Source organism: Actinomycetota bacterium, from assembly GCA_018830725.1.
Taxonomy (GTDB): Bacteria; Actinomycetota; Humimicrobiia; order JAHJRV01; family JAHJRV01; genus JAHJRV01.
The window spans coordinates 1-6910 of sequence record JAHJRV010000013.1; the positions used below are offsets into that span (position 1 = coordinate 1).

General features: G+C 30.8%; 8 protein-coding genes. All 8 read left to right on the forward strand.

The features are described from left to right. A partial coding sequence (gene recN / locus KKC53_00585) for a DNA repair protein RecN (GenBank protein ID MBU2597671.1) occupies window positions 1-1636 on the forward strand: 1636 nt, incomplete at its 5' end. 97 nt (window positions 1637-1733) lie between these two features. After that, a complete protein-coding gene (locus KKC53_00590) occupies window positions 1734-2639 on the forward strand; it encodes a CBS domain-containing protein (protein MBU2597672.1) in 906 nt (301 codons plus the stop codon). 62 nt (window positions 2640-2701) lie between these two features. After that, window positions 2702-3046 carry a serine kinase gene (locus tag KKC53_00595; GenBank protein ID MBU2597673.1) on the forward strand — a complete coding sequence of 115 codons (345 nt, stop codon included), beginning with the start codon at window positions 2702-2704 and terminating at the stop codon, window positions 3044-3046. After that, the gene (locus tag KKC53_00600) at window positions 3046-3825 is read left to right on the forward strand and encodes a PHP domain-containing protein (GenBank protein ID MBU2597674.1); all 780 of its coding nucleotides are present in this window, start codon (window positions 3046-3048) and stop codon (window positions 3823-3825) included. The genes KKC53_00595 and KKC53_00600 overlap by 1 nt, the downstream gene beginning before the upstream one ends. Further along, window positions 3809-4273: an NADH-quinone oxidoreductase subunit NuoE gene (gene nuoE / locus KKC53_00605; protein MBU2597675.1), complete on the forward strand. Its 465-nt coding sequence runs from the start codon at window positions 3809-3811 to the stop codon at window positions 4271-4273. Before KKC53_00600 ends, nuoE begins: the two co-directional genes overlap by 17 nt. 82 nt (window positions 4274-4355) lie before the next feature. Beyond that, window positions 4356-4925: an ATP-binding protein gene (locus tag KKC53_00610; GenBank protein ID MBU2597676.1), complete on the forward strand. Its 570-nt coding sequence runs from the start codon at window positions 4356-4358 to the stop codon at window positions 4923-4925. Next, entirely contained in the window at window positions 4912-5277 is a 366-nt protein-coding gene (locus tag KKC53_00615; GenBank protein MBU2597677.1) for a (2Fe-2S) ferredoxin domain-containing protein, read from the forward strand. Before KKC53_00610 ends, KKC53_00615 begins: the two co-directional genes overlap by 14 nt. A gap of 29 nt (window positions 5278-5306) precedes the next feature. Beyond that, on the forward strand, window positions 5307-6910 hold a 1604-nt coding region (gene nuoF, locus KKC53_00620), incomplete at its 3' end, for an NADH-quinone oxidoreductase subunit NuoF (protein MBU2597678.1).

Consider the following 6910-nt stretch of genomic DNA (forward strand, 5'->3'; position numbering starts at 1 on the left):
ATTAAAACTACTTGTTGGTGAAAAAGCAGATAAAGATTTAATAAGATCTGGTAAAAAAAATGCTTATGTTGAAGGGTATATAGAATTAAATAACTGGCCCAAATTAATAAAGAATCTTATAAAGCTAAAATATGTTGATGAGGGCTGCGAATATTTAATTTTAAGAAGAAAACTCGATAGAGATGGAAAAAACCTATGCTATTTAAATGGAAGAAGCACTACTTTAAAAACCTTAAAAAATATAGGAAATTTAATCCTCGATTTACACGGGCAGCACGAGCATCAGTCACTTCTAAATGTTTCAAACCATTTGAAACTCCTTGATAATTTTGGAAAAGATAAGCTTGAAGGTTTGAAAAAATCTTATGAGAAACTATTTTTAGAGAGAAAGAAACTTTTAAAAAAAATTTTTAAATTAGAAAGCACAGAAAAAGAAAGATTAATTGATAGATTGGAATATGAAAAAAAAGAAATAGAGAGAGCAAATATAAAAATAGGTGAAGAGGAAAAATTAAAAACAGAAAGAGATGTTTTAAGAAACTATGAAAATGTTTATTCATTATCTAAAGCCATCCATGATTCATTAGAACGAGAAGAAACAGATGATGAAGGATTAATTGAAAAAATTGCAACATTATCTGATAATGCTGATAAATTATCGTCAATAGATTCAAAAATAAAACCTTATGCTGAGGAACTGAAATCAGTTTATTACAGTTTAACGGATATCTCGTCTAAAATTAGTAAATATATTAACAATATTACATATGATCCAAAAAGGCTTGAGCAGGTTGAAAGCAGACTTTATTTTATATCAAATTTGAAGAGAAAATATGGAAGTACAATAGATGAAGTATTAAAATATCTAAATTCAGTAAACAATAGATTAATTGAATTAAAGAATTATGAAGAGAATCTTAGGAAAATTAATAAAAGATTAAAAGAATGTAACACCTCTTTATCAGAAATTGCATCAAAGCTTTCCCAAAAAAGAGAAGAGATAGCAAAAAAGCTATCCATTGCTATCTCAAAGGAGTTGGAAGAATTGGAATTAAGAAATTGCAAATTTGAAGTAATATTTAGCAGAATCACTAAAAATGAGGGGATATTGGTTGATGGAGAAAATGTAAAACCCTTTTCAAATGGAGTAGATAAAGTCGAATTCCTAATTTCTCCAAATCCAGGGGAACCTCTAATGCCACTGACCAAGATTGCATCGGGTGGGGAAATTTCAAGAATAATGTTAGCAATTAAAATATGTTTAGATGAAGCTGACGAGATTCCAATCTTAGTGTTTGATGAAATTGATGTGGGTATTGGTGGTACTGCTGCTCCATCTGTTGCTGCTAAATTATTAAAATTATCACTACTTCATCAAATTTTCTGTATTACACACCTTGCACCAATAGGATCAATGGCAGATACCCATTTCTTGATAGAGAAAAAGTTAAGAAAAAATAGAACCATTACAAAAGTAAAAAAAATAAAAAATGAGGAAAGAATTGAAGAGATAAATAGAATGCTAATAGGTGAGAAATCAACAAAAATATCATATAAACACGCAAGAGAGCTATTAGAAAAAGCAAGATCTTTTAAAAATGCTTATAAAGAAAGTAAAATCAAAAAATATAAATAGATTAAGATTTAAAAAATAAAACATTAATAATGCTTTTGTTTGTTGTGTGTTAAAATCTTTTAATAAATAAATCAGGATTAAGAAAAAAGGATAAGATTTGGAAGAAAAAAGAGTTACTAAAGCTCAAGAACTTGTATATGAGCTAAGGATAAGAGATGCTATGACAAAGGAAATCATAACAATAAGTCCTGATAAGAATATAAAAGATTTAAGAAATCTTTTAAAGGAAAATCGTATATCAGGAGTACCAGTAGTAAATGGCGGAGACTTAGTAGGAGTAATTAGTATAGAGGATCTCATAAAGGCTCTTGCAAATAACGAAATGGATTCAAAGATTAATGAAAAAATGACAAAAAATATAATAACCCTATATGAAGATGAGCAAATTATTAAAGCAGTTAAAAAATTTAGTCAACATGATTTTGGGAGATTTCCTATTATTAATAGAGCAGGGAAGCTTGTTGGAATATTAACCCAAAAAGATATTATTAAAGGACTTCTTAAAAGAATTGAGTCAGATTACCACAATGAAGTATTACAAAAATACAGAGAAATAAACATTTTTGAGGACATAGTCACAAGTCATTCAAATATTATTATAAAGCGGTATGTGGTTGGGAACGATTTTATACATGGAGGTGAAGCATCGGAAGAAATAAAAAAAGCATTAGTGGGAATTGGTGTAAAACCCGATATTATTAGGAGAGTTGTTGTAGCTACTTATGAAGCAGAAATGAATCTCATAATTCATGCTGATGGTGGGGAGATGATAGCAGAAATTAATAGGGAGAGAATAAAAATAGAAGTAAGAGACAATGGACCTGGTATTCCAGATATAGAAAAAGCTCTTACACCTGGTTTTTCTACAGCACCAGACTGGATAAAGGAGTTGGGATTTGGTGCAGGTTTAGGATTCAGTAACATAAAAAATTGTGTAGATGAAATGAAGCTTGGATCAAAGGTAGGGAAAGGAACTAATCTAAAAATTATTATTAATATATAAAGCACAATTTAAAACTAAAAATTTTTATTAATAATTTTAATCATAAATTAAAAGGAGGAACCTTGACATTAAGAGAGATTAAATATAAATTATCCCTAAAAATAAAAACAGCCCAAAAACATTTAAACATTGAAGTAACTGGTGGATATGCATCGGATTTATTAAGTGATGTGATGGCCAATGCAAAAAAAGGAAATATCTGGGTAACCATACAATCTCACCCTAACATAGTTGCTATTGCTTCATTATTAGAACTATCTGGAGTAATAGTTACCGGAGGTAAAGAGGTTGAAAAAGAAACCCTGGACAGAGCTGAAAGAGAAGATATTACAATATTTGAGACAACCGATTCTACATTTAGTATTGTTGGAAAACTTTACAAAATGGGGGTGATGGGAGATAGATAATGATAAAGCCATATGTGGCTGATCTACATATTCACACAGTATTATCACCATGCTCTGAAATCGAGATGATTCCAGAGCTTATTATAAATGAAGCCTTAAGTAAACATATTGATATTATAGCAATAACTGACCACAATTCAGCTGAGAATGTTAAAGCAGTTATTAAAGCTGCAACTGGAACAAAAGTTAAAATTTTTCCTGGGATAGAGGTTGAAACAAGGGAGGAAGTTCATATAATATGTATATTTGATGACCCAGAAAAAACTTTAGAATTACAAAAAATGATATACAGAAATTTACCAAATTTAAAAAATAAAGAAGAAACATTCGGTGCACAGCTAGTTGTTAATTCAAAAGGTGAATTTATAAGGAAAAACGAAAGACTTCTTCTTACAGCAACATCTTTATCCATAGAGGATATAGTAAGAAAAGTGAGAGAATTGGATGGAATATGCTATCCTGCACATATAGATAGACCTTCCTATAGTATCATATCTAACTTAGGATTTATACCCCCCCAATTAAAATTTTTAGCTGTAGAAATTTCTTTAAATGCGGATATTTATGATATATTACAAAAATATAAAAACCTTAAAAATTACACAATTATTTCATCAGGTGATGCTCATAGACTATCAGAGCTTTCGGATAGAACGATATTTCGGATAGAAAAACCAACTTTAAATGAGCTAAAATTGGCTTTTTTAAATAAAAATGGAAGAAGGGTATTTGTGAAGAAAAAAATAGAAAGGAGGAAAATTAATGGAAGATGTTATTGATTTAAACAAAATTGATAAAGTTGTAAGCGATTATAAGGGGGAGAGGAGAGCATTAATTCCAATATTGTTAAAAAGTCAGGATATTTGTGGTTACCTTCCAGGGGAAGTATTAGATTACATTGCAAAAAAATTGAAAGTATCAAGGAGCAGTGTATATGGAGTAGCCAGTTTTTATTCCCAATTCTATAGAGAAAGAAGAGGGAGGAATATAATACAAGTATGTGATGGTACAGCTTGTCATGTAAAACGTTCCACAGAACTTATTAAAACCTTAAAAGAAAATTTAGGAATATCACCGGGAGAAACAACTAAGGACTATGAATTCACTTTTGATATAGTATATTGTTTAGGATGCTGTGCTGTTTCTCCAACAGTAGTAATAAACGGTGAGGTTCAAGGAAATATGACAAATAAAAAGTTAGAGAATTTAATAAATTTTTTAAAATGAATTTTAAAAATAGATTTAAAATTTTTCATAATTCATTAAATACTATTATATATGATTTTAGAGAAAATAAGAGTTTTAAGTAATGAGAGAAATTTCTTTGCATATTTTAGATGCAGTTCAGAATTCAATCGAGGCTGATGCAAATAAAATATATATAAAAATAAGAGAAGATTATAATCAGGATAAATTAATAATTAAGATAGAAGATAATGGAAAAGGAATGACTCCAGAATTTTTAAGAGATGTTCTTGACCCTTTTAAAACGACTAGAAAAACGAGACATGTAGGATTGGGACTACCACTTTTTTCAGCAGCAGCAAAAAATTGCAGTGGTGATTTTAAAATTGATTCAAGAAAGGGGAAAGGAACAAAAATCACTGCTACTTTTCAACATAGTAACATTGATAGAGCACCTCTTGGAGACATGGTAAGTACCATGTTAGCCATACTATGTTCAGACAAAGAATTCGACCTTTACTATAATCATCAGGTAAATAATAAAAAATTTGAATTTAATACACAAGAAATAAAAAAAATATTAGGTAACATACCTTTAGCAAATATTAATGTTATAAAGTGGTTAAAATCTTATCTTAAGTATAATTTTAAAGAGTTATATAAAAATGGAGGTGTTTTGATTGCAAAAAATTAAATCTTTAGAAGAACTTAGAAAGTTAAGAGAAGAAGCAATTAAATCTATGAAGGTACGAGAAAGCACTAGTACAAAAATAACAGTAGGTATGGGAACTTGTGGAATAGCTGCTGGGGCAAGGGAGGTAATGCATGCAATATTAGATGAATTAGAAAAAAGAAAGATTGATGCAAATGTTATTACTGTAGGTTGTATTGGTTTATGTGCTGAGGAACCTTTAATTACCATTGAAAGAGGAGGTCAACCAGGAATTACTTATGGAAAAATCAGTGTAGAAAAGGTTCCTAAATTGATAGAAGAGCACTTAATCAAAGGGAACATAATAGACGAATGGGTTATAAGTAGAGTCTAAATTCATAATTTTATAGGAGGAATAATATTATGCACCGTATTTATAGAAGCAACGTATTGGTTTGCCGTGGAAGCGGATGTACTGGATCCGGATCACCTAAGATAGTAGAAGCTTTAAAAGAGGAACTTATTAAAAGGCAATTAGAAAACGAAGTTAGAATAGTCCAAATAGGATGTCGAGGATTCTGTTCTAAGGGACCAATAGTTGTTACTTACCCTGAAGGTGTATTATATTGCGAGGTTTCATCTGACGATGTACCAGAAATAGTAGAAGAAACACTTATAAAAGGAAGAACTGTCAAAAGACTCCTTTATAAAGATCCTATTACTGCACAATTGGTTACACATTATAGTGAGATTCCTTTTTATAAAAAGCAGAAAAGGGTTCTTTTGGAAAATTGTGGTTTTATAGATCCTGAGGATATCAATGAATATATTGCAAGAGGTGGGTATGAAGCATTAGGAAAAGCAATTTTTAAAATGAACTCTGAAAAAGTAATTGAAGAGATAAAAAAATCAGGTTTACGAGGAAGGGGTGGTGCTGGTTTTCCAACTGGATTAAAATGGGAATTTACAAAAAATGCAAGGGGAGAGAAAAAATATATTATTTGCAATGCTGATGAAGGTGATCCCGGTGCTTTTATGGACAGAAGTATATTAGAGGCAGACCCTCACAGTGTAATAGAAGGAATGCTTATTGCTGGTTATGGTATTGGTGCGAATGAAGGACTTATCTACTGTCGTGCAGAATATGCATTAGCTATACATCGTCTCAAAATTGCGATAAGTCAAGCAATGGATTATGGTTTGATTGGGAAAAATATTTTAGGAAGTGATTTTAACTTTCAAATTACTATAAAAGAGGGAGCTGGAGCCTTTGTATGTGGTGAAGAAACTGCTCTTATGGCATCAATAGAGGGAAAAAGAGGTGAACCAAGAACAAGGCCTCCTTACCCGGCAATAAAAGGACTTTGGAATATGCCTACCAATATAAACAATGTAAAAACATATGCTAATGTTCCAAGAATAATTTTAAATGGATGGGAGTGGTTTTCAAGTATTGGAACAGAAACAAGTAAAGGTACTAAAATTTTTGCACTGACAGGTCAGATAAATAACATAGGTCTCATTGAAGTTCCGATGGGAATAACTTTAGGCGAAATAATCTTTGATATAGGTGGAGGTATACCAAAAGGAAAAAAATTCAAAGCTGTACAGACAGGAGGACCTTTAGGAGGTTGTCTTTCTTCCGAATCATTGAATGTACCAATAGATTATGAATCTCTAAAAGAAACAGGAGCAGTTATGGGATCTGGTGGAATGATTGTTGTGGATGAAGATACATGTATGGTGGAATTTGCCAAATATTTTTTAAAATTCTCTACAAATGAATCATGTGGGAAGTGTGTACCATGTAGAGTTGGCGGAAAGAAAATGTATGAAATTCTAAATAATATAACAGAAGGAAATGGTAAGTTAGAAGATTTAGATGAAATAGAAAATTTGGCAAAGTTTATGGATCAAGCCTCTCTCTGTGCATTAGGGCAATTAACTCCAAGTCCAGTATTAAGTACATTGAAATTATTCATGGATGAATATATTGCTCATATTGAAGAAAAAAGATGCCCAGCAGG

Coding starts and splice junctions, on each gene's coding strand:
- nuoE (MBU2597675.1), top strand. CDS start 3,809: ATGGAAGATGTTATTGATTTAAACAAAATTGATAAAGTTGTAAGCGAT.
- KKC53_00600 (MBU2597674.1), top strand. CDS start 3,046: ATGATAAAGCCATATGTGGCTGATCTACATATTCACACAGTATTATCA.
- KKC53_00610 (MBU2597676.1), top strand. CDS start 4,356: ATGAGAGAAATTTCTTTGCATATTTTAGATGCAGTTCAGAATTCAATC.